This is a genomic window from Streptomyces ureilyticus, from assembly GCF_011045025.1.
Lineage (GTDB): Bacteria > Actinomycetota > Actinomycetes > Streptomycetales > Streptomycetaceae > Streptomyces > Streptomyces ureilyticus.
Map to the genome: position 1 here is coordinate 1 of NZ_JAAKZX010000021.1, position 26,023 is coordinate 26,023.

Below are 26,023 nucleotides of genomic sequence, written 5' to 3' on the forward strand. Positions count from 1 at the left end.
GGTGGGCGGGTGGTCCTGCGCTTCGGCTCCGTGACCCACGCCGCGCAGGTCTACGTGGACGACCGGCTCGTGGCTGAACACACCGGCGGATACACCCCGTTCGAGGCGGACCTGACGGGGATGGTCGATCCCGGCGCCGAGTTCCGGCTGACGGTCGGCGTCGACAACCGGCTGTCGAAGGAGACGATCCCGCCCGGCACCGTCAGCACAGGACCCGACGGCCGCGAACGCCAGTCGTACCTGCACGACTTCTACAACTACGCGGGCATCGCCCGCCCGGTACGCCTGTGCAGCACGCCCCGGACCTTCGTCCAGGACGTCACGGTCGTCACCGGACGGGACGGCGCGGCCGGCATCGTCGAGTACCGCGTGGAGACCGCCGGCGAGGCCGCCGACGGGATCGCGGTCCGGGTGCGCGCGGTTGACGAGGCAGGCCGGACCGTGGCGCAGGCACACGGTCCCGAGGGCGTCCTCCGCATCGAGGACGTCATTCTCTGGCAGCCTGGCGCCGCCTACCTGTACGACCTCGTGGTGGAGTTGGAGTTGGTCGCCGGCGACGAGACCGCCGCGGGGGAAGTCGTCGACAGCTACACCCAGCCCTTCGGCGTCCGCACCGTCGAAGTGCGAGGCACTGACTTCCTCATCAACGGCGAACCGTTCTACTTCACCGGTTTCGGCAAGCACGAGGACACCCCTGTGCGGGGCAAGGGCCACGACGACGCCTACCTCGTCCACGACTTCCAGCTCATGGAGTGGACCGGCGCCAACTCCTTCCGCACCTCGCACTACCCGTACGCGGAGGAGGTGCTCGACTTCGCCGACCGGCGCGGCATCGTCGTCATCGACGAGACCGCCGCCGTCGGCCTCAACCTGGGCGTCATGGGCGGCCTCACCGGCGTTCCGCCGACCCCGACGTTCGCGCCGGAGAACTTCGGCGGGATCACCGCCGACGTCCACGCCCAGCACCTACGGGAGCTGATCGAACGGGACAAGAACCACCCGAGCGTGGTGATGTGGTCCCTCGCCAACGAACCGGCCTCCAACGAGGACGGTGCGCGCGAATACTTCAAGCCGCTGGTCGAGCTGGCCCGCAAGCTCGACCCGACCCGCCCCCTCACCTACTCCGCGGTCATGTTCGCCACACCGCAGAACGACCTGATCGGCGACCTCTTCGACGTACTGAGCATCAACCGCTACTACGGCTGGTACCTGTTCACCGGCGACCTCGCGACCGCCGAGCAGGCCCTGGAGCAGGACCTCCGCGGCTGGGCAGCGCGTTTCGGCAAGCCGGTCATGATGTCCGAGTACGGCGCCGATACCCAGCCCGGCCTGCACTCCGTCTGGGACACCCCGTGGAGCGAGGAGTACCAGAGCGACTACCTCGCCATGTACCACCGCGTGTTCGACCGTATCCCCGAGTTCATCGGCGAACACGTCTGGAACTTCGCCGACTTCCAGACCTCCGCCGGCATCCACCGCGTCGACGGCAACAAGAAGGGCGTGTTCACCCGCGACCGCAGGCCGAAGACGGCCGCGTTCTCGCTGCGTCGCCGCTGGCGCGGCCTGGAGGGGCGTAACCCCGGCCCCACCGACGACTGACGCCAGTGATTGAAACGTTCCAGGCAGCAGTTCGCCCAGCACCTGAAAAGAGCCGAACCACATGTCCATTCCCCCTCCCCCGCGTCCCCTCACCGCGCACAGCACCATCGACGCATGGCTGACCGACCCGAAAGGCTCGCCGCTGATCAAGGCGCTGCTGGACCGGGCCGGGGTACCGCAGGAGATGCTCGCCCCCGTGCGCACGCTCCCCCTCCAGCAACTCGTCGCCGTCAGCCAGGGGCAGTTGCCGCAGGCGGTCGTCGACGACCTGGTCCTGCAGGTCAACGACGGCGTCATGCCCGCCGAGGAGAGCGAACCGGACCAGTGGACCGAGCGCGTCACGGCCGGACGATTCGACCGCAAGACCGTCATCGTCACCGGCGCGGCCGCGGGCATCGGCCGGGCGACCGCCTCGCGCATCACGCGGGAAGGCGGCCGTGTGATCGCCGTGGACGTCTCGGCCGAACGCCTCGAACCCTTCGCCGCGTCCTTCCCCGACGGCGCGATCACCGCCGTGGCCGGTGACATCACATGCCAGGACGACATCGACCGCATGGTCGATGCGGCCGACGGCCGCATCGACGCCCTCGCGAACGTGGCCGGTGTGAACGATGACTTCTCGCCGGTCCACGAGACCTCCGACGAGGTCTGGGACCGCGTCATCGGCATCAACCTCACCGGCGGCTTCAAGTTGTCCCGCGCGGTCCTGCCGATCATGATCGCGGCCGGTACCGGCTCGATCGTCAACGTTGCCTCGGAGGCGGCGCTGCGCGGCAACTCCTCGGGCACCGCGTACACCGTCTCCAAGCACGGTGTCGTCGGTCTGACGAGGTCAGCGGCCTTCATGTACGGCCCGCACGGCATCCGAGTCAACGCGGTCGCACCCGGCGGCGTGGCGACCGGCATCCCCATGCCCGCGCAGGTGTCGCAGGCGGGTTCCGCCCGTCTCGCCCCCTTCCAGCAGGCGATTCCGGGCCTGGCCACCGCCGAACAGCTGGCGGCCTCCATCACCTTCCTGCTCAGCGACGACGGCATCAACATCAACGGCGCCGTCCTCCCGTCCGACGGGGGCTGGTCGGTCCAGTAGCGCCCAACCCCCGGTGGCAGCCCACCACCGAGCGGACCCGGTAACGCGCGTCGTACCGCATTCAGCCCCCTTGGTTCATCCACGACCGCGCATGCCGGCCTCCGCCAACTGCCGCGCCACCTGGCACTCATGAGACGAAGGAGTCCTCATGCCTCAGAACGACCGTGACATCAGCGTGGTCGGGCCCCCGCCAACCGAACCGGCGAAGGGTGACGCTGAGGAGCCGACAGGGCCGGCAACGGGCGGCGGTGAGGAACCGGCCGAGACTCCCACCCCCGAGATCGAGGCCCCGCCGCTGGAGAGGGTCAGCAGGAGTTACCTCGGCTGGATCATGATCGCCAGCTTCGGGGTGTCCCTGGCCCTGATGGTTCCGCTCTCCTACTCGCTGGCACTGCGGATCGACGAACTCGCCCCCGGCCGCGAGGAACTGCTCGGATACGTCACCGGATCCGCCCAGTTCGTGTATCTGATCCTCAGCCCTCTGATGGGCATCTGGAGCGACCGGATGCGCTCCCGCCTCGGCCGCCGCACCCCGTTCATGTTCGCCGGCACGGTCATCGGCATGGTCGGGCTCCTGGGGATCGCCGTCGCACCGACCGTCTTCCTGGTGGGCCTGGCGTGGGTCGTCGGCATGGTCGGCTGGTCCACGGTCGGGCAGGCCATCCAGAACGTCCAGGCCGACCGCGTCCCCGAGGAACAGCGCGGACGCGTCTCGGCGGTGACCGGCGTCATGACCCAGATCGCGCCGGTGATCGGAATCGGCATCGCGTACACGGTGGCCTCCAGCACGCTTCTGGTGTTCCTGGTCCCGGGCGCCCTCGGAGCAGCCATGCTGTTGCTGTTCCCGCTGCTCAAGCCGGAAGGCGACTCCCGCGCACTCGTCCACACCAGCGAGGTGAGCCTCAAAGGCCTGGTCACCAGCTACGGGTTCAATCCGCGGAAGTACCCCGACTTCGGCTGGAACTGGCTCGGCCGCTTCATCTTCTTCATGGGCCTGTACTTCAACACCACCTTCGGGACCTTCTTCTACGCCCAGCGGCTCGACATGCCCGTCAAGGAGGTCGCCGGCGTCGTCTCGGCGATCGGGATCCTCGGAGTGCTGGCGGCAGCCGGCGGCGCCATCGGAGGCGGCTTCCTCTCCGACAAGCTCGGCCGGCGCAAGCTGTTCACCATGATCGGCTCCGCGATCTTCGTCGCCGGGGCCGTCGCCGAGGCGTTCGCCCACTCGCTGCCCCAGCTCGTCGTCGGCGCGGTACTGATGCAGCTCGCCATCGCGATGTTCAGCGCCGTCGACCAGGCGATCGTGTTCGCCGTCCTCCCGGACCGGGCCCAGGCCGGCCGCTATCTCGCGGTCGTCGCCTTCGCACAGAAGATCCCCAGCGCCCTCGCCCCGCTCATCGCCCCACTCGTCATCACCATCGGCGTCACGAGCGGCGGGGAGAAGAACTACACACTGCTCTACCTGAGCGGCGCGGTGCTCGCGCTCGCCGGCGGCCTGATCATCAAGTTCAAGATCAAGTCGGTCCGGTAGCGGGCACCTCGGCAATCGCCGGTGCGCCCAAGGGGCCACCGGCGCCCCCGCTGCGGGACGCCCCCGCCGTACACACCGCTGCGAGAACCGTCGTACGGAAAGCCGACCACCGTGGAAACAGCAGAGTTCAACGCGTTCCTAGAAACACGAGTCGTGAGAGAGCAGAGCATGAACAACGCACCGTATGACCTGCGCATCGACAGCGGCGGTGACCAGTTCGCCGTGTCGGGCCCCGCACCCCGCTTGTCTTGGAAGCCGCCGTCGGACACCGGACACCCAGCGGGATACGAGCTGGAGTGCACCGTCGACGGCGAGGCGCAGCCCGCGGTGCGGGTCGCGCCCGGCCGGCACCGGTTCCTCCCCTGGCCCTGGGCGGCGTTGGGTAGCGGCCGGCAGGTGGCCTGGCGCGTCCGGGCCGACGGCACCGGGGGTCCCTCGCCGTGGTCGGAGTGGAACGTGTTCGAGGTCGGCCTCCTCGACGAGGACTGGCAGGCGCGCTGGATATCGCCGGCCGAACCCGTCGACGCCCCCGGATACGGCAAGCGCCCGGCCCGCAAACTGACGACGCGGTTCGAGGCACAAGCCGGGGTGCGCTCGGCAAGGCTGTACGCGACGGCGCTCGGCGTGTACGAGGCGTACGTGAACGGCGAACGGGCCGGTACCGGCGAACTGTCGCCCGGGTCCACCTCCTACGACCGCACGCTCTACGCCCAGGCATCCGACGTCACGACGGCCGTCAAGGCGGGCGGCAACCGGATCGAGATCGTTCTCTCCGACGGCTGGTACCGGGGCCAGGTCGGAGCCTTCCGCCTGCCGGCCGGCTGGGGCACGGTGCTCGGCGCACGTGCCGAGCTGCACCTCGCGTACGAGGACGGCTCACGCCAGGTCGTGCGCAGCGACGAGACGTGGACGAGCACCCGGTCGGGCATCACCCGGGCCGACCTCATGGACGGGCAGAGCACCGACTTCCGCGCCGGGCCGGGCCCCGAACAGCCGGTCCTCGTCGACCAGGTCGAGGCACCCACGGTCGACTGGTCGCCGGCACCGCCCGTGCGCGCCATCGAATCGCGTCCGGCCCAGTCGGTCACGCAGCTGCGAGACGGGCTGTGGATCGCCGACTTCGGCCAGAACGCCTCCGGTCGGCTCGCCCTGAGCGACCTCGGCCCGGCCGGCACCCGCACCGTCGTCGACTACGGCGAACACATCGACGCCGACGGCGACTTGACGACCGCCCACCTGGATTCAGTACGCCCCGGCGAGGACCCGATCCCCTTCGTCCAGCGCGACGAGGTCGTCTCGGTGGGCCGGGGCGAGACGTTCGAGCCACGCCACACCGTGCACGGCTTCCGATACGCGCGCATCCTCCGCGACGGCGCCCCGCTCGACCCCGCGAGCCTCACGATGCGCGTCGTCCACACCGACCTGCGCCGCACCGGCACCTTCGCGTGCAGCGACGACGACCTCAACCGCCTGCACGAGATCGCCGACTGGAGCTTCCGCGGCAACGCCGTCGACGTCCCCACGGACTGCCCGACCCGCGAACGCCTCGCCTGGACCGGCGACTACCAGGTCTTCGCGTCGACCGCCACGCGCCTGTACGACGTCCTCGGCTTCAGCCGCAAATGGCTCCGCTCGGTCCGTGACGACCAACTGCCCGACGGCCGGATCGCCAACTTCTCGCCCGACGGTCGCCGCATCAAGCATCACCTCGACGACCAGTTCGCCATGATGACCGGCTCGGCAGGCTGGGGCGACGCGATCGTCGCCGTCCCCTGGGAGCTGTACGAGTCCTACGGCGACCGGGAGGTCCTCGCAGAGAACTGGGAGGCGATGGTCCGCTGGGTCGAGTGGGCCCTGCGGACGGCCCGCACCGCCCGCCACCAGTCCCGTACCGAGCGCTCGGCCGAGCCGCTCCCGCACGAGCACTACCTGTGGGACGGCTCCTTCCACTGGGGCGAGTGGACCGAGCCGAAGGCGAAGGCCGCCGACGGCACCCGCATCGACCCGATCCAGACCGACCCGATCGCCTGGTTCATGGCGGACAAGGGCGAGGTCGGCACGGCGTTCCTGTACCGCTCGACGTCGACCCTCGCCGACGTGGCAAGGGTGCTGGGCCGCACCGAGGACGCAGCCCGCTACACCGAGACCGCCACGCGCGTCCGCGACGCCTGGCGCACCGAGTTCCTCACCCCCGACGGACGCACCACCGGCGACACCCAGGCCGCCTATGTACGCGCGCTCTCCCTCGGACTCGTCCCCGAGGAACTGCGCTCAGCCGCCGCCGCACGCCTGGTCGAGCTGATCCGCGCCGCCGGCGCCCACCTCGGCACCGGCTTCCTCGCCACCGGCGACCTACTTCCAGTCCTGGCCGACACCGGCCACGCCGACATCGCCTACGAACTGCTCTTCCGCCGCACCGCACCATCCTGGCTCTACATGCTGGACCACGGCGCGACGACCATCTGGGAGGACTGGGAGGGCATCGACGACAACGGCCACGCCCACGACTCCCTGAACCACTACAGCAAGGGCGCCGTGATCCGCTTCCTGCACACCCACACGCTCGGCCTGCGACAGGCACCGGGTTCGACCGCCTGGGAGTCCTTCGAAGTCGCGCCCGTCCCCCACCCGTCACTGACGTGGGCCCGTGGCACGCACGAATCTCCGCAGGGCACGATCACCGTCGAGTGGCGAACGACCGGCGACGAGCTGACCATCACCATCGACGTGCCACCGGCCACCACCGCACGCGTCGTCTTCCCCGACGGCACCACCGAGACCGCCACGACAGGCACCTTCCGTGCCACCCGCCGTATCGAGTGTGCCTCGTCGGCTCGCTCTGCCGACGACTCAGGAAGCGACCAGAGCGCTACCTTCCGTCAGTCCCGAGGCAGAACGAAATGAACCCCAACCATGTAGTAACTTTTTGATGTTCAATTGCTGCGCACGACCTGTCCGAACCGGCTTCGTAGGGGAAAGTGAGCGCACCGTGGGTCAGGCAACAGCGCGCGGGCCGTACGCCAAGACACCGGCCCGCCGAGCGGAGATCGTACGGGCGGCGCGCGACAGTTTCGCCGAGAACGGCTACGCCAAGGCCTCCCTGCGGGACATCGCGGAGCGGTCCGGCATCACCCACGCCGGACTGCTCCACCACTTCCGCAACAAGGACGAGCTCCTCGCCGCAGTGCTCGCCGAGCGGGATTCCGAGGAGTGGCAGCACGGCGCGGCACAGGTCGACAGCCTCGACCGGCTCGCGCCCTACCTCGGTGAGCTCATCCGTCACCACCAGAAGGCCCCGGAGCTCATGCGCCTGTGGATCGAGCTCGCCGCCGCGGCCTCACGCACGGATCATCCCGCCCACACCTACTTCGTCGAGCGCTACGAACGCGGGCGCACGCAGTTCGCCGAAGGATTCCTCGACGAGGCGGCCCGCGGCAGGCTGCGTGAGGGCGTCAGCCCCGAGAGTGCCGCGGCTCTCTTCCATGCCGTGCTCAACGGCCTCCAGTTGCAGTGGGTCCTCGACCAGGACCTCGACATCATCGGACCGCTCAACGACTTCGTCCGCCTGCTTCTCGACCGGGACGACCGAGACGACCGGTAGGCGGAGCGTCACCAGATACGCGGCCACCACCCCACGACGGTAATCCCGGATCCAGCAGCCGAGGACCCGGAGACCGTGCGTCGGCTGTGGCTCGCTGAGACGAGCCGCGCCCGCGTACCTTCGTAGCGGGCTCCGAGGCCTTTATCCACGTTCAAGCGCGATGGCAGCGTCCTCGCCTCTGCTACCGAGGCTGACCGGAAGGCACCCAGAACATGAGCAGGCAACACGACCGCTGGGCGGAACTGACAGGCGGACAATCCGGAGAGAAGTACGCCCAGCGTTTCGCGCGGCTCGCCGAATCGGGCCATGACATCCACGGCGAGGCTTCCTTCTGCGCCGCACTGCTGAAGCCCGCCGCCCGGATCCTCGACGCCGGCTGCGGCACCGGCCGGGTCGCGATCCGGCTCGCCGAGCTGGGCCACCACTGCACCGGCGTGGACACCGACCTTTCCATGCTCACTGTCGCCCGCCGTGACGCCCCCGCGCTGGAATGGCTCCACGGCGACCTGGCGCACCTGAATGCCCTCGGCCTGAAACCGGGCTTCGACCTGGTGGTTGCCGCCGGGAACGTCATCCCCCTGCTGGCCTCCGGCACCGAATCAGCCGTCGTACAGCAACTGGCTGCCGTGCTGCGTCCCGGCGGACTGCTGGTCACGGGCATGGGGCTGGACGCGGCACACCTGCCGCTGCCGGAACCTCCACTGACTCTGACGGAGTTCGATCACTGGTGCACCCAGGCCGGACTGACCCTGCGCCAGCGCTACGCCACCTGGGGCGGCGATCCCTACGGTCAAGGCGGCGGCTATGCCGTCAGCGTGCACTCCCTGCCCCACCACCTGGATCCACGCCCTAACTGAAGTCCGTCCTCCGGATCCGGATACAGAAGGCCAACGCGCGGGCCGTAACGCAGCAACGTGTGACCAAGATTTTTGGTTGGCACCAGGCAACGCCCGTGACCTGCTCTGATGCCAACTAGGTTGTCACCGCTGGATGCCGATTTTCACTTTCCTGCCAGTGGTGCCGTACGCAGCGGATGCAGTCGGCCGCCGGATCGGACCGGCCACGCCGGCCCGGGGCGTCAGTTACTGATCGCGGGCATGGTCCGCGGGTAGCGGGTGTCCGTGAGCTGGGAGACGAGGAACGCGGCGATGTCCGCTCGGGCCATCGTGGAACCGATCTTGTCGTGGCCCAGGAACCCGGATCGGATGCGGCCGCTGGCGGGCTTGTTGGTCGGGTTGGTGATCCGGGCGATGGTGTAGTCGAGCCCGGTCGCGGTGACGGCCGCGGTCATGCCCCGCAGCTCGATCAGAGCGTTCGGGAACATCAGGCGGGCCATGACGGGGAGCACCTTGAGCTTCCAGTGAGGGTTGTCCTTCGGGTCCGTGAGGGACGGGGTGGCCAGGCCGATGTAGCGGGTCACCTTCTCGCTCTCCATCGCCGCCACGATGTTTTTCGTGCCCTCGGTCACCGGCGTGCCGGTCGCGGAGCGTTTGAGGGTCGGTCCGAGTGCGCTGATGACCACGTCGGCGCCCGCCACCGCAGTCCGGACGGCGGTCTGGTCGGACGGCTGCCCGGTGGTGAGGGTCAGTCGGAGGTGGGTCAGGCCGAGCTTGGCCGGGGTGCGGACCAGGGTGGTGACGGTGTGGCCGTCGTCCAGCAGTCGCTGGACGACAAGGCGGCCGATGCTGCCGGTTGCGCCGAAGACAGTGACACGCATTGCGGGTTCCTTGCCGGGCCGGTGGCGGTGGGTCAGAAGGAGTTGGGGCCGAAGCGGCCCCAGGCGACCACGGCGGCGAGGGCCAGCAGGACGGCGTTGAAGGCGATCGCCGAGGGCTCCTTGCGGCGGGCGTGGGTGATCGCGGCGAGGATCATCGTGATGACCAGGCCGGTCGCGGCCAGCGGGGTGAGGACGGGCGCGATGTCGGAGGCCGCGGGCAGGATGAGCCCGAGGGCGGCGGCGAACTCGACGAGGCCGATGAAGCGGACGGCGGCGGGCGAGAAGTCGGCGACCCAGGGCAGCTTGTCGACGAGCTTGTCCTTGGGCTGGGTGGACTTCATGACACCGGCCATGGCGAACATGGCGGCGAGGACGGCCTGCAGTATCCAGAGGAAGACGTTCATGGGGAGCGGAGATCCTTCGGGGAGGGCTGGGGAGGGGAGAAGTGAGAAAAGAGGCAAGCGGGAGTGCTCGCCGCCCGTGGGCGGCGAACCGTGTTCCGGCGGATGTCAGCCGCTGAAGCGGCTGTCAGGCGGTGAATACGGCCTCGGGCCGGTCGCGGCCCTCGTAGAGCTCCCAATACAGGGGGGCGATCTGCTCGGGTGTGGCGGAGGGAATGCCCTCGGGACCGCCGTCGCCGATCCAGGCACTGATCGCCACATGCGCGGCGTAGACACCGCTGTCCGCGAGTTCCTTGTGCAGGTTGAGCACCCAGTTGCGCAGTGCCGCGGACGCGGCGTTGACGTTGCCGAACATCGGGTTGGGGTCGACGGAGCCCCCGCCGGTGGTGAACAACAAGGTCCCGGCTCCGGCCTCCCGCATCGCGGGCAGCACTACGCCGGCGGCGGCGATCGCGCCGTAAAAGTTGTACTCGATCTGCGGCTGCAGGTTCTCCACTTGAAGGCCGGCCAGGAGGACCGCATCCGGCCCTGCGTCGGGGCGAGTTACTGCCTGGATGCCATCTACGACTCCGGCGACACCAAGTGCATCCACAACCCGGCCGCCGGTCGCGAACTCCAGCTGCCCCACGTCATTTCGCCGACCCTCGGCCGCCACAAGAAGGCGGTGGTCGTCGGTGCCGGGCCCGCCGGTCTCGAAGCGGCCCGGGTGCTGGGCGAACGCGGCCATGACGTAGTCCTGTTCGAGGCGAGCGACCAGCCCGGCGGACAGATCAGGCTCGCGGCATCCAACCCCCGTCGCCACGATCTGATCCAGATCGTCGACTGGCGCCTCCTGGAGTGCAAGCATCTCGGCGTCGACCTCCGGCTCGGTACGTACGCCGAGGCCGAGGACGTCCTCGCCGAACATCCCGACATCGTGATCGTCGCGACCGGCGGCATGCCCAACCGCGGTTTCCTCACCAAGGGCGAGGGCCTGGTCTCCGACACCTGGGACGTGATGACGGGCTCGCTGCAGCGTCCGCGTGGGCATCGCAGCGAGACCCCGGTCGAGATCCTGGTCTACGACGACCACGGCGGCTACCCGGCCATGGACGCCGTAGACGTCCTCACGAAATCCGGCGCCTGGATCGAGTACGTCACCCCGGAGCGCACCCTCGCCCCCGATGTCGGCAGCATGAACTCCCCCGCCTACCTGCGGGTGTTCACCGAGCACGGCGTCACGATCACCCTCGTCCAGCGACTGCGCTCCGTGCGCCGCACCGCCGGCGGACGGCTCGCCGCAACCCTCTACAGCGAGTACACCGAGGCCGAGACCGAGCGCATCGTCGACCAAGTCGTCGTAGAACACGGAACGCTGCCGAACGACGAGCTGTACTTCGATCTCCTCCCCGGCTCGACCAACCTCGGCGAGGTCGACCTCCGCGCCCTGCTGGCGCACGAGCCCCAGACGGTGATCCGCAACGAGCAGGGCCGCTACCAGCTGTTCCGCATCGGCGACGCCGTGACCTCCCGCAACATCCACGCCGCGATCTACGACGCCCTTCGGCTGTACCTGCCGGTCTGAGTGCCGACCGCCACGTCAACTCCTGAGATTCACCGGAGACATGCGATGAACCATGCGACACCCACCGCCGAAGTCGGCGACCTCGTCGCCCGGCGTCCCGTCGGGCACAGCCTGGAAGCCCCGTTCTACGTCAGCGAGGAATTCTTCGGCCTCGACATCGAGGCGATCTTCGCCCGGCACTGGCTGTTCGTCGCCACTGAGGCGGAGGTCCCCGAGCCCGGCGACTACGTGACGGTCACGCTCGGGTCGTACTCGATCACCGTCGTGCGCGACGACGACGAGGACGTACGGGCCTTCCACAACGTCTGCCGCCACCGCGGCGCGCGCATCCTGAACGAGGAGCGCGGCTCGGTGGGCAACATCGTCTGCGGATACCACCACTGGACGTACGGCGTCGACGGCAAGCTGCTGCACGCCGAGTCCCAGGCACCCGGCTTCGACCCCTCATGCTTCGGGCTGCGATCCGTACACGTGCGCACCCTGGCCGGACTGGTCTACATCTGCCTGGCCGCCGAACCGCCCGCCGACTTCGACGAGATCGCCGCCCGCGTCGAGCCGTACCTCGCACCGCACAACCTGGCCAAGGCGAAGGTCGCCACGCAGACCGACCTGGTGGAGAACGCCAACTGGAAGCTGACCCTGGAGAACAACCGGGAGTGCTACCACTGCACCGGCCACCCCGAGCTCCAGGCCTGCTATTTCCCCATCTACGGCTACCAGGAGCAGGACGTCCCGGCCGTACTGCGCCCGACGTACGAGCGCTTCCAGCGGGCTGACGCCGAAGCGCGCAGGACCTACGAGGAACTCGGCCTGCCCTACGCCACGATCGAGGAACTGGACACCCGCCCCACTGGTTTCCGCGTCCAGCGCGAACCCCTCGACGGGGCCGGCGAGTCCTACACCCCCGACGGCACAGCCGCCTGCAAGCGCCTGCTGGCCGACTTCCCCACCGCCCGTTTGGGCCGGCTGTCCTTCCACACCCAGCCGAACGCCTGGTTCCACCTCATGGCCGACCACGCGATCACGTTCTCCGCGATCCCCCTCGGCCCCGACCGCACCCTCGTGCGCACCACCTGGCTCGTGCACGCCGACGCCGTCGAAGGGGTCGACTACGACCTCGGCACACTGACCAAGGTGTGGAAAGCCACGAACGACCAGGACGCCGTCTTCGTCGAGCGCGCCCAGCGGGGCGTGAGCAGCCCGGCCTATGTGCCGGGCCCGTACGCCCCTGCGGAGGAGCAGGTCGAGGCGTTCGTCAACTGGTACGTCACCCGGCTCAAGGCGCACTTGGAGCAGCAGCGATGACCGAGACCGAGGAACTGCTGGTGTGCCGTCAGGTCCACCCGCTCACTCACGACGTCACCACCTTCGTGTTCGAGTACGCCGAACCCCGGCTCTTCCGGCATGATCCGGGCCAGTTCGTGACGCTGACCCTCGACATCGACGGCCGCCCGGTCCAGCGCTGCTACACCATCTCCTCCCCGCCCACGCGCCCCTTCCTGCTCACGATCACGGTGAAGCGCGTACCCGGCGGACTCGTGTCGAACTGGCTGCACGACCACCTCAAGCCAGGCGACACCGTGCGCGCGCACGGCCCGCTCGGCGACTTCTCGACGGCCCGGCACCCGGCATCGAAGTACCTCTTCCTGTCCGGGGGCGTAGGGGTGACCCCGTCGATGTCCATGACCAGGACGCTGTACGACCTGGCCGATCCGGCCGACGTCGTTTTCGTGCACAGCGCCCGCACCCCGACGGACATCGTCTTCCGCCACGAACTCGACCTCATCGCCGCGACCGCGCCCAACATCCGCGTGGTCCACGTCTGCGAGGAGGACCGGCCGTACGCACCCTGGGGCGGATACCGCGGCCGGCTGACGCTCGAAACACTGCGGCAGGTCGCCCCCGACTTCCGCGAACGCGAGGTCTTCACCTGCGGCCCCACCGGCTACATGGCCGCCGTGCGCACCATGCTCTCGGACGCGGGTCTCGACATGGACCACTACCACGCGGAGAGCTTCACCTTCGAGACACAGGCGGCCGCCGCCCCGCCCGCAGACGGAGGCGCCACCGGTTTCAAGATCGAGTTCACCCGCAGCGGGCGCACGATCGAGTGCGACCCCGACACCGCGCTCCTCGCCGCCGCGTCCCGAGCCGGGCTCAGCCTGCCGGCCTCCTGCGCCCAGGGCATGTGCGGCACCTGCAAGGCGACCCTGCTCTCGGGTTCCGTCGACATGCGGCACAACGGAGGCATCCGCCCTCGCGAGATCGCCCAGAACAAGGTCCTTCTCTGCTGCTCGAAGCCGCTGGAGGACCTTGTGATCGAAGCATGATGCCGAGCCGCAGGAGACGAAACGATCAAGGCGAAGGGATGCCGGACCACAACAAGCGCTGTGACCGGGAGCGCTACTTGGCACCGGGCAACGTTCGTGACCTGCGCCGATGCCAACTACCTTCCTTAGGTCCACGCCCGGATTCAGAGGTTTTAGTTGGCACTTTGGTACACCGCAGGTCACGTGGGGTGCCGGGTACCTCAATGGATCATATGGTCGCTGGGCCAGGCACCACCGACAGGAGATCGACGCTGCGCCTGAAATACCGCACCGGCTCAATGCCCTCGAGGCAGCCAGCCCAGGGGCGGAGCCGATCATCAGGAGCGGCGCGGCACCCGCCTCCGGGTCGCGCCAGCGTCCGGAACATCACTCCCATCGGTATGAGCCCCGAACTCTACGGGGTGCACGTTGGAGGAGTCAGGGGTGTCCCTCGTGAGTGAAGCCGGTTCCCATCCACGCGGTGTGCTGGCACGCAAGCCTTGACCCGCTACCGGAAGGATCGCTGCCCGGATTTCTCCTGCGCCTAGTACTCCAGCCGGACTTCTGTATTTGTCCGGGTCAACGGCCTGGCCGTGGGGGAGTGTAGCGGGGGCTCAGCATGCGCGGGGCGGTCTTGGGCTGACCGTCCCACCAACGGGTGCCCGGGCCGCATGTAGTGACAGCGCGGCGAGCAGTCCATTGTCGTGATCCACGATGTACCGACGAATGCCTGGGACTTGAAACTCGAAGAACTCCTCCTGATGACCGGAGCCCGCTTCAGCCGCGTAGAGGTCCGCCGGCGGATGCGGGACTACGTCCGCGGACAGCTCGGCCCGGTGGGCCGCAAGAACAGCTGGCAACTCGCCGCATACGCCGGCCACGCCACCCCGCACGGCCTGCAGCACCTGCTCTCCCACAGCCGCTTGGACACTGACGGCCTGCGTCATGTCCGGCAGTTGACGCTCGGGCTGCTGTCGGACCTGCCGCGCAAGAACTGCTGGACCATCGCCGAGTGGACCGGCCCTCATACTGCTCACCTGCAACGAATCCAGCGCCTGTTCTTCATCCAGTCCGTCCACTCCTGGGTGTGACTGTCTCGCCCACAGGTTCGGGAACGCGGCCGACCGGCCCGAGCGCCGGCCGCGGTACGGCTCGGACATGAGCGATGCCGAGTGGGCACTCGTGCGGGATCTGCTGCCGGTGCCGTCGTGGATGGCGGGCCGGGGCGGGCGTCCGGAGGGCTACTGCCACCGAGAGATGATCGACGCGGTGCGAAAGGCTGGGCCAACTGGAAATGAAGGCGGCCCGCGACTACTGCGGCCGCCTTCACACTTCTGCTTACGCTCGGGCCCAGCGTTGGTTGACGCCGGTGTGGCAGCTCCACACGATCACCGCAGCGCCGTTGGCGGTGCTGCCGCCGTTGACGTCCAGGCAGAGTCCGGTCTGGACGTTGCTGACGGTTCCGTTGGTGTTCACATTCCATTGCTGGTTCGCGCCGCCGGTGCAGTCCCAGATCCGTGCTCGGGCGCCGGAGGCGGCGTTGCTCGGCACGTCCAGGCATCTGCCCATCACCCGCAGGGTCTGTCCGGTCTGAGTGAACTGCTGGTTGGTGCCGGTGTGGCAGTCCCAGATGATCATCTGGGCGCCGTTGGACGAGTTGGCACCGCTGACGTCCAGGCATCGGCCGGCCGACTGGCTCTGCAGCCGGAATGTGGTCGGGGTCGGGTTCGGGTCAGCACCCGTGAAGAAGCTCCAGATCTCTTCCTTGACCCAGCTCCTGGCGCCGCTCTCACAGCCGGCGCACCCGTCCACGGGGCCTTGCTGGTGGCCTCCGTCGAACGCGGCCCAGACGACCGGATACCCCTCTCGGCAACCCGAGTAGGCGGTGGTGATGTGGGTGCGGCTGCCCGGCGCGGGCTCCGGCGGGTTCTGGGGAGTACAGCCGTTGTTCCTGACAAACCTGTCCCGCAACCCGCGACCGGCGCCGATGTTGTCATTGATGCCGTGGATTCCCATGTACGCGAAGGGCTGGGTGCCCCCGCTGCACCCGCTGATCCCCCCAGGCGCGGCTATCGCGGCGACCGCACGGAAAACGTCCGGCCTGGCACACGCGAGTGCGTAGCTCATGGCTCCGCCGTAGCTGAACCCGAGGGCGAAGCGCTGCGTGGTGTCGACACAGAGGTCGTTGTCGATACGCCTGATCATGTCGTCGACGAAGGTCACGTCCTCGCCACCGGAGTTGCCCCAGCCGTTGTTGATGCCCTGCGGAGCAACGAAGATCGCGCTGTTGTTCGCCAGTCGCCGGAGTCCGTAGTGGGCATAGACATCGCCATCGCTTCCGCCGCCGGCGACTTGCCCGGCGGTGCCACCCAACCAGTGGAATCCGAAGACCAGTCGATGTTGGCGGGTGTTGTCGTAGTTCTCAGGGATGCTCAGGATGAAGGAGCGATTCTTACCGCCGCTTTGAATCGTGTGCGTACCGTTCGTCAGTGTTGGGGCACGTCCGCATCCGGCAGTCCCCGCAAGTGTGGCCCCGGCGGTGGGCGACGTGCTGGCCACAGCGCTGACTTCTGCCACGCAGGCCATGGCAAGCACGAGCAATGCCGCTATCACGGCTCGCCCAGAGAACAATCTATGGATCGACATCATGCGACTCCCTCGCTGCTCGGTGACATGGCTCTCCCTGGTTGTTCGGGCCGCAGTTCGCCCTGGGGCTGGATGCGGTGCAATTCGAATCGCTGGTTGGTGCTACCAGTGGCTGCCCACTGGGAGATGCGGGCTCCGTCGGCGGTGGAGGCCTCCCACACGTCCAGGGCGAGGCCGCTCTGCCGGTTGACCAGACTGATCACGCCACCGCCGTGGTCGACTGTGCGCCACTGCTGGCCGGCGGCGTTGGTATCCGGCTGCTGGGTGATGTCGGCGCCGCTGCTGCTACTGGCGACGTGCAGGACCAGACCACTGTGCCCAACCCGGATCTTGTAGTGCCCGGCGTCGGAGGGCAGGAACTCGAAGTGCTGGTTGAGACCGGCGGTGATCTGCCACTGGATCAGCCGCGCACCTGCGGCCGTGGACGCACCGTTGATGTCGGCAGCCTTGCCGCTGTGCTGGGCCACCAGCCGATAGGCCACGCCGGCCTCCACCGGCCCCGACCTGAGTGCGGACGCGCGGTAGGTTTTGCCGGCCTGCCCGGCGAACTCGATGAGATCGGCCTCGAGCCGCTTCGGCTGGACCGGCTCGCCGCTCGAATCGTCCCTCAGCGTGAAGTCGCCGGCGAAGATCCGACTGCGCACCCGGACGGCACCGGTTCGGTCGGGTGTGACGACGAACTCGATCCGGCCGCTGCTCCATTCGGCGCCGACGGTGTATCCGCCGCGGCCGCGCAGTCCGCTCACGCGCCCCGTGGGCCAGGCGGCCGGCAGCGCCGGCAGCACGTGCAGTTCGCCGTTGTGGCTCTGCAGCAGCATCTCCGCGATGCCCGAGGTGGCGCCGAAGTTGCCGTCGATCTGGAATGGTGGGTGCAAATCGAACATGTTGGGCGCGAGCCGGTCCGTCCGCACCAGGTCCCGGATCAGCTTGTGGGCCCGGGCGCCGTCCTCCATCCGTGCCCAGAAGTTGATCTTCCACGCGAGCGACCATCCCGTACCGTCGTCACCGCGCAGTTCCAGCGTCCGCCGCGCGGCCTCGTGCAACTGGGGTGTCCCGCGCTTGGTGATCTGGTTGCTCGGATGCAGACCGTACAGGTGGGAGACGTGCCGGTGAGCCGGCTCGGTCTCCACCCAGTCGGCCAGCCACTCCTGGATATTGCCCCTGGAGCCGACCCGCATCGGCGCCAGCCGGTCCCGGGCCGCCACTGCCTGAGCGCGGAAGGTGGCGTCCACCCCGAGGATTTCGCCGGCCCGGGCGGCGCTGTTGAAAAGGTCGCGCAGGATCTGGTTGTCCATGGTGGGCCCCGCGCAGACGGTGGCGTTCGCATGGTGAGTGAGCTCCGGAGAGTTCGACGGGTTGGTGACCAGGTATCCGAGCGTCGGGTGGGCGACCAGGGTGTCGAGGAAGAACTGGGCGGCGCCCTTCATGGCCGGATAGTTCGAGCGGAGAAAGTCGATGTCACCGGTGAACAGGTAGTGGTCCCAGATCAGGGTGGCCAGCCATGCGCCACCGGTCTGCCACATCCCCCACTGCGCTCCGTCGACGACCGAGGCGCCCCGCCACGCGTCGGTGTTGTGATGCGTCACCCAGCCGCCGGCGCCGTACTGCGCCTGGGCCACCCGGGCGCCGGTCACGGTCAGGTCGTTGATCATGTCGAAGACCGGGAGGAAGCATTCGGACAGGTTCGTCGTGTCGGCGGGCCAGTAGTTCATCGGCAGGTTGGCGTTGATGGTGAACTTCGAGTCCCAGGACGGAGCCATCTGGTCGTTCCAGATGCCCTGCAGGTTCGCCGGCTGGGTGCCCGGCCGAGAGGATGAGATGAGCAGATACCGGCCGAACTGGAACAACAGGGCGGAAAACTGCGGGTCGTTCACTTGCGCGTGCTGTGCGATCCGTACGTCGGTCGGCTGGTCGGCCGCCGTCGTACGTCCCAGATCAACGGACACCCGGTTGAACAGCGCCTGATAGTCGGCGAGATGCCGGCTGCGTAGTTCGTCGATGCCGAGGTTGCGGGCAGCGTTGAGGCGGCTCCGCGCGGTCCCCTGGTAGTCGCCGTCGACGTTCCGGAAGTTGACGTAGCTGGAGCCGATCGACACCAGCACCGTCGCGCTGGTGGCGCCGGAGACCCGCAGCGTGCCGCCCGAGCTGCTGACCGTGCCGCCGGTCACGGCGGCGTGGGCCAGGGCGAGGAACCGGACCCGCCCGGTGATGCCCTCCATGGTGGCGGAGGTGCCGTCGAGGGCGATCGTGGCCCCGTCCGGGCTGGACACCGTGGTCCGTTGTGGGCTGTCGAATGTGGCGTTGAAGGCGATGGAGTTGGCCCGGTCGGCCGTCAGCCGGACCACGATCACCTGGTCAGGTGCGCTGGCGAACACCTCACGCTGGTACCGCACGCCGTTCAGCACGTAGGTCGTGATGGCCGTGGCGGTGGTGAGGTCGAGCGTCCGGTTGTACTGCGACGCACCGGTGGCGCTGCCGAAGGAGAGCCGGAGGTTTCCGACCGGCTGGTAGGCCAGCTGTCCGGCCGGGCTGCCCAGCATCGTCTGATTGATCAGGTCCTGCGCCGGCCCCCACTGATCCGCGAAGACCCGCCGCCGGATCTCCGCGATGTTGGCCGCGCCGCGGGTGTTGGCGGAGTCGTACGGACCGCCGGCCCAGACGGTGTCCTCGTTGAGCTGCAGCCGTTCGGTGTCGACGTTGCCGAACACCATCGCGCCGAGGCGTCCGTTGCCGATCGGCAGTGCCCGCAGCCAGTCCGCGCCGGCCGGCTTGTCGTACCACAGGGCGAGGTCGTCGGCGGCCAGAACCTCCGGCGGCGCGGCCGAGCCGCTCCTGGCAACGGCCGTCCACCCACCGGGCACGATCCCTGCTCCAGCCACCGCCCCGGCGGCGAGAAACCGTCTGCGTGTCACCTCGGACATGTCGTTCTCCCTTCACGGACTGGAGCAGGTCACTGACTTCGGTGATGACAAACCACCGGTGAGGAAGGCGACGGCCGTACGCTGTCTTCTCCGACGAGCCGCAGGCCGGCCACCGGCTGGGTGACCGGCCCTGCGCCGGCCTCAGTCCTTCCTCGCGAACGCGGCGTCGAACGCGCGGCGGCCGGCGCGCCGAGCAGGACAGATCGCCAACCGCATCGGGCACGTCTCGAAGCGCGGTCCGTAACTGGTCGGGGGTCATCGGCCGACCCCCTTCGTCGCCGTCACGGTCGAGGTCTCGGCCGCCACTCCTGCCCCGATGGGCGCGAGGCGGGCCGCGGCGCGCAGGAAGTCCAGTGAGCGGTGGGCCACCGCGGAGGCGGCGAGCGAGTGCCGGGGCAGGTCAAAAGCGACCGCGCCGAGCGACCCGTTGATCTCCACGCGGAGCGCGTTCTTGCGCCCGGTGGCGAACCTCGTCGCCTCGTAGAACAAAACGACCCTTGAGCTGCCGGCAGACCGTCTACTGTGGCGTCTTTGTTGCCATCGGCTCGGCTGCGGTCGGCGGTCACCGTCCACCGTGTCCGCCGAGTCGGCCGTCGCGACGCGCGTCAGTGTTCTGGATCTGCCATCTCTGGTTGTCGCCGCCCCAGCACGCCCACAGCTGCACCTTGAAGGTGGCGGTGTTCACGTCGAGGCAGAGGCCGGAGTGAACGCTGCGGATGGTGCCGTCAGCGCCCACCGTCCAACGCTGGTTGTCGCCGCCGTTACACGCCCACGTGCCGACCACGGTGCCGTTCGTCGTCCCGCTGCTGTACGCATCCAGGCACTTCTGGCCCCCGACTGCGGTGATCTGTCCGCCGGCCGTCAAGGTCCACTGCTGGCCATCCGTGTTGGCGCAGGTGTACACCTGGACCTGGATGTTCGCCGTGGTCCCGCCGGGAATGTCCAGACAGCGCCCGGTGCTGACGTTGCGCAGCAGGCTGGTCGGGGCCGGGACGTCGCCATCCAAGCCCCAGCCGTATCTGAGACGCTCGCGGCCGCCGGCGCTGGGGGTGCTGAGCGTGAGGTTGGTACCGGTGCCGTGCAGTTTCTGCATGGCATACCAGTCGTCGCCCTGGCCGGCGCGTATCTTCCCGCCCAGCCCGGGCCAGTAGATGGAGCCGATCCGCAGTTCTCGGAGCACCGTGGTGGTGGCCCGGAAGTAGCGCACGAAGTTGTCGGTGCTGCCGGCGTCGTGGTAGTTGAGCCCGGTATCCATCGGCGCGCCGAACTCGTCGACGACAGTGCGGTCGGCGCAGGAGCCGATCGCGTCCCGCAGGTACGCCACCCACTGGTCGTAGGTCTTCGCGCCGCTGAAGAACGTGTAGTGGTGCAGCGACAGGAACGTCCCGTCAAGGCGGCGGTCGGCGCACATGGATCTGATGTCAGTGTTCAGGCCGGCGCCGCTGACGAAGATGCGGTTCCGCGGAATCGACGGGCGGCTGCTGATCCAGTTGCTCACCACGTTCGCCCACTCGCCGGCGCTGTGCCCTCCTGGTTCGTTCATCGGCTCGAAGTAGACGAGGCTGTTCGTGCCGTACCGGGCAAGCACGGTGTTCCACATGGTGTCGAAGGCGCTCGGGTTGACGATGCGACCGTCGCGGGCGGCCACCCCGTCGTCCCAGTAGGAGAGGACGACCTTGAATCCCTTCGCGGTGGCTGCGTCTATCGCGCCCGTATACGCGCTCCACCAGCTCGTCCCGACTGTGTAGGTGTTGATCGGGAGCCGAACGGTGTTGGCGCCGAGGTTGTTCTCGAAGCCGGTGTAGATGGCGTTGGATTTCGCCACGACCGTCTGGTAGCTGTCGGAGCCGCTCAATCCGTGCAGGACCAGCGGTCCACCGTGGAAGTTGTCACCGAGCCGGGCCCAGTTGACGCCGCGGAACTGGGCGGTGTCGGCGGCGGCCGGCGAGGCGTCGCTCTGGTGCTCGACGACCGCGAGCGCGCTGAGAGCGGTCAGGATGCAGGCGAGCGCCCGGGCGAGGTAGCGCCGGCGATGGGTGTGGGGCATGGTCGCGCCTTCCCGGTTGGCGGTGTGGTCACGTCTGCGCTGTGCAGGATCTGTTGACGTTGGCCGCCTGCCGGCAGCCGGCCGAGCCGGCGCGGAGCTTGCCCTCTCCGCGCCGGCCCCCTCCCAGATCGCTCGCGCAGCGAGCATGTCAGCGTCATGCCGCTGCCGTTGGCGCCTGGAAAGCCTCGCTCCCGGCTTCGCCCGGATCTCCGGTCAGCAGGTGGAGTTGGTCTGGGTGAGTAGCCCATCCGTCACAGCAGGGAGATGTGGTCGCCGCCGGCGTTGGGGTCCATGCCCTGGTACAGAAACTGCAACTGGCACGGGTTCAACGGCACGGTCTGGTCGTCACCGGCCCGGATCAGTTCCCCGTGGCTGAAGTCCCGGGTCCACGCCGGGCCCGAGAACGTCACGTTGCAGGAGCGGGCGAACGGGCTCGACTCCGTCATCTCGTTCTCGGCAACGACGCTGTTGAACTCGCGGTTGAGAACCGACATGTGGGGGCTGTCGGAGAACTTGTACGTACCGACCGGGGCGCCAAAGTAGCGGCCCTTTTCCGCCGCCGAGGCGCCCAATGTGGACGCCGCGTCGGCGGTGCCCGTGAACAGCGGCACCGTGCCGGCCACGACCAATCCGGCTGGCAGGGCTAACAGCAGGGGCAGGATCGGCTCGGGCCCGGGGCCGCCGCGGCGGATCAGCCGAGTGCACGAATTCGTTCATCACCGGCACCTTTCGAAGTCGGAGCCACGTCACTGTGTTGGCGCCAGCAATCCGTAGATCGCTTTTGGCTTCCACTTTCAAAGGTCATGAATGAGGCACGTTACGCGTCGACGACTAGAAGATTGACAGATTGTCATGGTCCAATCAAGAGGGAGTCGTCGATATATGTGGGCCTTGGCCGTCGTGCAACTAACCGAAGAAGCGGGACTATTTGCGGCCACCCCTCATAACCTTTTCAGGCGGCGAATTGGAGTGCCGGACGCGTGTAAATCGCGGCAGTTTTCGTTATCGGCGGCCGGCTTGAACAGTCGCAGTCGCCGTAGTGCCGAAAAGCACGGTGCCGTCACCGCACGCGAAGACTTGGGTGCCGACTCAAGCGGCCCTCAGGCGAGTTGGCCGAGTAACCCAGCCTCGACGCCGGCAACCGGCCCGCAGCCGACCTCGGCCGATCGGCTCCCATCACGACGGCATTCTCGGTCGCCCCGGCGAGCGCAGGTTTGTCGGGCACCGTGGCCGACCGCGCCAGCGGGGCGGGGAGCAGCGCCAGGGCGACGATCAGCCGCTCAAGGGGCACCAGTTCGTCGGCGGTCCGGCCGCAGTCCGCACAGGATCGGGTGTGCCGGGTGATGCGCTTACGCCACAGCGTGCTCGGTACGCCGTCCCAGCCCCCCAGCGCGGCGGTCAGCTGTGGGCACCGGGGGCTGGCTTCCAGCGCGGCGACGAGTGACCGGCTCAGCTCCAGCTGGTTGCGCATGCGCTGGACGCGCACACCCGCGTGAGCGACGCTCGTTCCCAGCGCCGCCGCGAGCTCCGCCCTCGTCAGCCGGCCCGCGGTCTCCAGCCACCACAGCGACAGCAGCGCCCGGGCGTCCGGGTCGAGCCATCGACTGGCGCGTACGGTCTTTCGGCGATGACCGGACAGCTCGACGTGGATCAGGGCCAGGTTCTCGGCGTCGGCGTCCGGCGGGTCGGCCATCTCGTCGAGGGGGGCCGTCCGTTCGGCGTCCGCCTGCCGCCGGTGCAGATGGGTGCTGATCTGTCGTGTCGTGATCGTGGCCAGCCAGGGCCGGAAGCACTCCGGGGCGCGCAGCGTGCGCAGCTCAGGAAGTGCCCGCAGCATCGTCTCCTGCACCACGTCGTCGACGTCCGCAAGCTCACCCAGTGCCCTGCGCACGATCGCGTATACCAGCGGCAGGTACGTCGCGGCCAGGTCGTCGAGCGCTCGTGGATCGCCGGCCTGTGCGGCGACAACCAGGCTCGTCTCGTCGGCTCGGCCGGCTCGCATCACGAGCCCATACACGTTGCCTCGGGCGAGGCCGCCCCAGGTGCCGCGCACGTCGCCACCCTCGGGTTCGCACGCACGATCGACTCGGGCGCGGCCGGCTGGTAATGCTGGGCGGCCCATCATCGCCCCAGCCGTCCGCCATCAACGGGAAGAACGATGCCGTTGACATAGTCCGACATTGGGGAGGCGAGGAACACCGTGGCCCCGGCGAGATCGTCGGCGCGTCTCCAGCGACCGGCCGGGATCCGGCAAAGGATCGCCTGGTTGCGCTGGGAGTCCGCGCGTAACGGCTCGGTGTTGTCGGTGGCGATGTAGCCCGGTGCGATGGCGTTGACGTTGACGCCGCGCCCGCCCCACTCCTTCGCCGGGGCCGGCGCCTCGGCGACCCGGCTCTCGATCTCGAGGGTGCGGGCCCCGCGGTAGACAACCACCTTCATCGATCCTCCATCTCCATGGTGTCGAACGTCCCTTCCGCGGTGGATCGGCATGTCCAGGGGTGACCGCGAGCAGCCGCCGGCCGGCCTGCTCCGGCCGTATGTGCGGTCCGTCGGGTGCGTGTGCCGTTCGCTGACGGGCCGCGGTCGTCACCGTTTCGTCGATCCGGATGCCCAGGCCCGGCGTGTCGCCGAGCACAAAGGCGCCGTCCTCGACGTGCAGGTCCATCGAGATGCCGATCGACGGCTGCAGGCCCTGCAGTTCGCTGACGAGGTGGTTGGGCACCGACGTCGCGGCGTGCAGCAGCGCGACAGGCGTGTTGCCGATCGGGCTGACCGGCAGGTCGTAGGCGTGCGCCAGCGCGGCGACACGCAGGAAGTGGGTGACTCCCCAGACCGCGGCCGTCTGGACGATGTCGACGCCTCCCGCCGCGATCAGCGGGCGGAACTGCTCGAGGCCGGTGAGGTTCTCCCCACTGGCGACCGCCGTCCGTACGCCACGGCTGACAGCGGCCAGGCCGTCGGCGTCCCAGCGCCGGACCGGCTCCTCGATCCAGGTCAGGTCGAGTGTGCGTTCCAATTCACCGACGTGGCGTACCGTCTGCTTGCGGCTCCAGGACTCGTTCGCATCCAGCATGAGCCCTGGCTGGGTACCGTGCGCAGCCTCGGTCAATGCCTCGCGCACGAGCAACAGCCGGAGCCGGTCACGCTCAATGTCCAGGCCGCCCTTGAGCTTCGCCGCCCTCAGCCCGCGTTCGGCATAGACCTCGTAGGTGGCGACGGGCTCGTCGTCGGTGAGGCCGATGTCCAGGCCGGAGGCGTAGGCGTGGACCATGCGGTCGTCGCCGCCGAGCAACCGCCACAGCGGCTCACCCACGGCCTGTGCCTTGACGCCATTGGCGTCACCGACAGGTCGACCCCAACGCTGCGCCGTCGTCAGGCTTCTGTACCCGGTGATGCGCATGCGTCAGCCCTTCGTCGCGCCGTCAGCGATCTGGCGCTGCAGGAACAGGTAGGTCACCAACACGGGTAGCCCGGCGATCAGGACACCGGCTGCGAAGGTGGTTTGACGTATGAGGACGCTGTGGCGTCGCCGGAGTTCCAGTCCCAGACGACGAGCTTGCCCTTCGAACCACCGGACGCCGAATCCGGGGCGGAGGCGCTTCCGTAGCCGGCTAAGACAACGGTCCCGGCAACCAGGATCGCCGCCCACAGTGTTCGCTGCTTCATTGCTCTGCCCCACTCTGCTGAGGTGGCCGGCTGTCCGGCAGTTGAGGTTGAGGAGGAACGCAACTCGTATGACGTATGTAACTCGTATGACGTATGACGTCAACCGGATGCCCTATAGTTGGCGAGCATCCGTGGTAGGGCACGGATCCCGGGGGGTGTCATGACGGCAGTACCGCAGTCATCCGCAGAGGTCTCCCAGGCCCCCGCCTGGAGTCGGCGCCCGGCGAACCTTGCCGCCGCGGTCACGGCTGAGCTGGTGGAGCGGATCGTCCGTGGAGTCCATCCGTCCGGTTCGCCGTTACCCTCCGAGCCCGTGCTCTGCGAGACCTTCTCGGTCAGCCGCACCGTGGTCCGCGAGGCGGTGAAGATTCTTCAGGAGAAGGGGCTGGTGCAGGTCCGCCAGGGCGCCGGCACGATGGTTACCCCGCCGGCGATGTGGAACATGCTTGACGAGCTGGTCCTCGGCGCCACCATCGCCGAAGACGAGAGCCTGGCCATCCTCGATCACCTCGTCGCGACCCGCCGCGTGCTGGAGTCCGATATGGCCAACGTGGCCGCCCGCCTGGCGAACGCCGAGGTGATCGACCAGCTACGCAGTCTGCTGGAGCGGATGGATGAGCTCGTCGACGACCCCGCTTCGTACCACGAAGAGGACCGGGCGTTCCACGACACCGTCATGCAGGCATCGGGGAACCGCATCGGCCGAGCCGTGGTCCGTTCGCTGGAGCGCCAGGTCATCAACTCTGCCCGTTACATGGGCCGAACCGGCCGCACCTTCTGCGTCACGTCCAACCAAGGCCATCGGCGCATCTACGAGCGGATCGCCGCGCACGACCCCAAGGGTGCGGCCGAGGCGATGTTCACCCACATCACCGAGGCGTGGGTCGTGCGCCGCAGCGGGCCGGGCGAGCCGACCGGGCTGCGGCGTTAGAGG

At 68.6% G+C, this 26,023-nt stretch carries 20 protein-coding genes and 3 pseudogenes; 11 read left to right on the forward strand and 12 right to left on the reverse strand.

Features of this window, described 5'->3' with window-relative positions; all coding sequences use genetic code 11:
- From uidA to G6048_RS09565, 6 genes are all read left to right on the forward strand, one after another.
- Positions 1 to 1,599: beta-glucuronidase (gene uidA / locus G6048_RS09540; protein WP_165339036.1), on the forward strand; the 1,599-nt coding region annotated here is incomplete at its 5' end.
- A gap of 61 nt (positions 1,600 to 1,660) precedes the next feature.
- Complete coding sequence (locus G6048_RS09545; protein WP_165339037.1) at positions 1,661 to 2,686, forward strand: SDR family NAD(P)-dependent oxidoreductase; 1,026 nt, start codon at positions 1,661 to 1,663, stop codon at positions 2,684 to 2,686.
- Between the two features lie 148 nt (positions 2,687 to 2,834).
- On the forward strand, positions 2,835 to 4,217 hold the full coding sequence (locus G6048_RS09550) for an MFS transporter (RefSeq protein ID WP_165339038.1): 1,383 nt from the start codon (positions 2,835 to 2,837) through the stop codon (positions 4,215 to 4,217).
- A gap of 168 nt (positions 4,218 to 4,385) precedes the next feature.
- Entirely contained in the window at positions 4,386 to 7,121 is a 2,736-nt protein-coding gene (locus G6048_RS09555) for a family 78 glycoside hydrolase catalytic domain (RefSeq protein WP_165339039.1), read from the forward strand.
- A gap of 85 nt (positions 7,122 to 7,206) precedes the next feature.
- Positions 7,207 to 7,818 (forward strand): TetR/AcrR family transcriptional regulator, encoded by a 612-nt coding sequence (locus tag G6048_RS09560; RefSeq protein ID WP_165339040.1) that lies wholly within the window; start codon positions 7,207 to 7,209, stop codon positions 7,816 to 7,818.
- 212 nt (positions 7,819 to 8,030) lie between these two features.
- The gene (locus G6048_RS09565; protein WP_165339041.1) at positions 8,031 to 8,675 is read left to right on the forward strand and encodes a class I SAM-dependent methyltransferase; all 645 of its coding nucleotides are present in this window, start codon (positions 8,031 to 8,033) and stop codon (positions 8,673 to 8,675) included.
- A gap of 221 nt (positions 8,676 to 8,896) precedes the next feature.
- Here the strand turns inward: G6048_RS09565 and G6048_RS09570 are convergent, their stop codons facing one another.
- From G6048_RS09570 to G6048_RS09580, 3 genes are all read right to left on the reverse strand, one after another.
- Positions 8,897 to 9,535, reverse strand: coding sequence for an NAD(P)-dependent oxidoreductase (locus G6048_RS09570; RefSeq protein WP_165339042.1), 639 nt, complete (start codon positions 9,533 to 9,535; stop codon positions 8,897 to 8,899).
- Positions 9,536 to 9,567: 32 nt separating this feature from the next.
- On the reverse strand, positions 9,568 to 9,939 hold the full coding sequence (locus tag G6048_RS09575) for a DoxX family protein (protein ID WP_165339043.1): 372 nt from the start codon (positions 9,937 to 9,939) through the stop codon (positions 9,568 to 9,570).
- Between the two features lie 124 nt (positions 9,940 to 10,063).
- Positions 10,064 to 10,432, reverse strand: a complete 369-nt coding sequence (locus tag G6048_RS09580; RefSeq protein WP_206341389.1) for an SDR family NAD(P)-dependent oxidoreductase — start codon at positions 10,430 to 10,432, stop codon at positions 10,064 to 10,066.
- Here G6048_RS09580 and G6048_RS09585 point away from each other — a divergent pair, their 5' ends adjacent.
- The 4 genes and pseudogenes from G6048_RS09585 to G6048_RS51770 form a co-directional block, all read left to right on the forward strand.
- Entirely contained in the window at positions 10,433 to 11,500 is a 1,068-nt protein-coding gene (locus tag G6048_RS09585) for an NAD(P)/FAD-dependent oxidoreductase (protein WP_235989564.1), read from the forward strand.
- Between the two features lie 45 nt (positions 11,501 to 11,545).
- The gene (locus tag G6048_RS09590) at positions 11,546 to 12,805 is read left to right on the forward strand and encodes an aromatic ring-hydroxylating oxygenase subunit alpha (RefSeq protein ID WP_165339044.1); all 1,260 of its coding nucleotides are present in this window, start codon (positions 11,546 to 11,548) and stop codon (positions 12,803 to 12,805) included.
- Positions 12,802 to 13,830, forward strand: coding sequence for a hybrid-cluster NAD(P)-dependent oxidoreductase (locus tag G6048_RS09595; protein ID WP_165339045.1), 1,029 nt, complete (start codon positions 12,802 to 12,804; stop codon positions 13,828 to 13,830). Before G6048_RS09590 ends, G6048_RS09595 begins: the two co-directional genes overlap by 4 nt.
- 740 nt (positions 13,831 to 14,570) lie before the next feature.
- Positions 14,571 to 14,840, forward strand: a pseudogene (locus G6048_RS51770) (hypothetical protein); the annotation flags it as partial.
- Between the two features lie 307 nt (positions 14,841 to 15,147).
- Here G6048_RS51770 and G6048_RS09605 read toward each other — a convergent pair.
- The 9 genes and pseudogenes from G6048_RS09605 to G6048_RS09645 all read right to left on the reverse strand — a co-directional run bounded on the left by G6048_RS09605 (position 15,148) and on the right by G6048_RS09645 (position 25,089).
- A complete protein-coding gene (locus tag G6048_RS09605; protein WP_235989565.1) occupies positions 15,148 to 16,395 on the reverse strand; it encodes an RICIN domain-containing protein in 1,248 nt (415 codons plus the stop codon).
- A 59-nt stretch (positions 16,396 to 16,454) separates the two neighbouring features.
- A complete protein-coding gene (locus G6048_RS09610) occupies positions 16,455 to 19,376 on the reverse strand; it encodes a glycosyl hydrolase family 95 catalytic domain-containing protein (protein ID WP_165339047.1) in 2,922 nt (973 codons plus the stop codon).
- Positions 19,377 to 19,631: 255 nt separating this feature from the next.
- Positions 19,632 to 19,865 (reverse strand): hypothetical protein, encoded by a 234-nt coding sequence (locus G6048_RS09615; RefSeq protein ID WP_165339035.1) that lies wholly within the window; start codon positions 19,863 to 19,865, stop codon positions 19,632 to 19,634.
- A gap of 73 nt (positions 19,866 to 19,938) precedes the next feature.
- Positions 19,939 to 21,423 (reverse strand): ricin-type beta-trefoil lectin domain protein, encoded by a 1,485-nt coding sequence (locus G6048_RS09620; protein ID WP_165339048.1) that lies wholly within the window; start codon positions 21,421 to 21,423, stop codon positions 19,939 to 19,941.
- 251 nt (positions 21,424 to 21,674) lie between these two features.
- A complete protein-coding gene (locus tag G6048_RS50875) occupies positions 21,675 to 22,046 on the reverse strand; it encodes a non-reducing end alpha-L-arabinofuranosidase family hydrolase (protein WP_328825722.1) in 372 nt (123 codons plus the stop codon).
- Between the two features lie 437 nt (positions 22,047 to 22,483).
- The gene (locus tag G6048_RS09630) at positions 22,484 to 23,476 is read right to left on the reverse strand and encodes an RNA polymerase sigma factor (RefSeq protein WP_165339049.1); all 993 of its coding nucleotides are present in this window, start codon (positions 23,474 to 23,476) and stop codon (positions 22,484 to 22,486) included.
- 68 nt (positions 23,477 to 23,544) lie between these two features.
- Positions 23,545 to 23,796: pseudogene (locus G6048_RS09635) on the reverse strand (SDR family oxidoreductase); the annotation flags it as partial.
- Positions 23,797 to 24,073: 277 nt separating this feature from the next.
- Positions 24,074 to 24,823: pseudogene (locus G6048_RS51320) on the reverse strand (enolase C-terminal domain-like protein); the annotation flags it as partial.
- A gap of 77 nt (positions 24,824 to 24,900) precedes the next feature.
- Positions 24,901 to 25,089: a hypothetical protein gene (locus G6048_RS09645; protein WP_235989567.1), complete on the reverse strand. Its 189-nt coding sequence runs from the start codon at positions 25,087 to 25,089 to the stop codon at positions 24,901 to 24,903.
- A gap of 160 nt (positions 25,090 to 25,249) precedes the next feature.
- On the opposite strand from G6048_RS09645, the gene G6048_RS09650 reads away from it, so the two are divergent.
- On the forward strand, positions 25,250 to 26,020 hold the full coding sequence (locus G6048_RS09650; protein WP_165339051.1) for a FadR/GntR family transcriptional regulator: 771 nt from the start codon (positions 25,250 to 25,252) through the stop codon (positions 26,018 to 26,020).
- Positions 26,021 to 26,023: the final 3 nt, after the last annotated feature.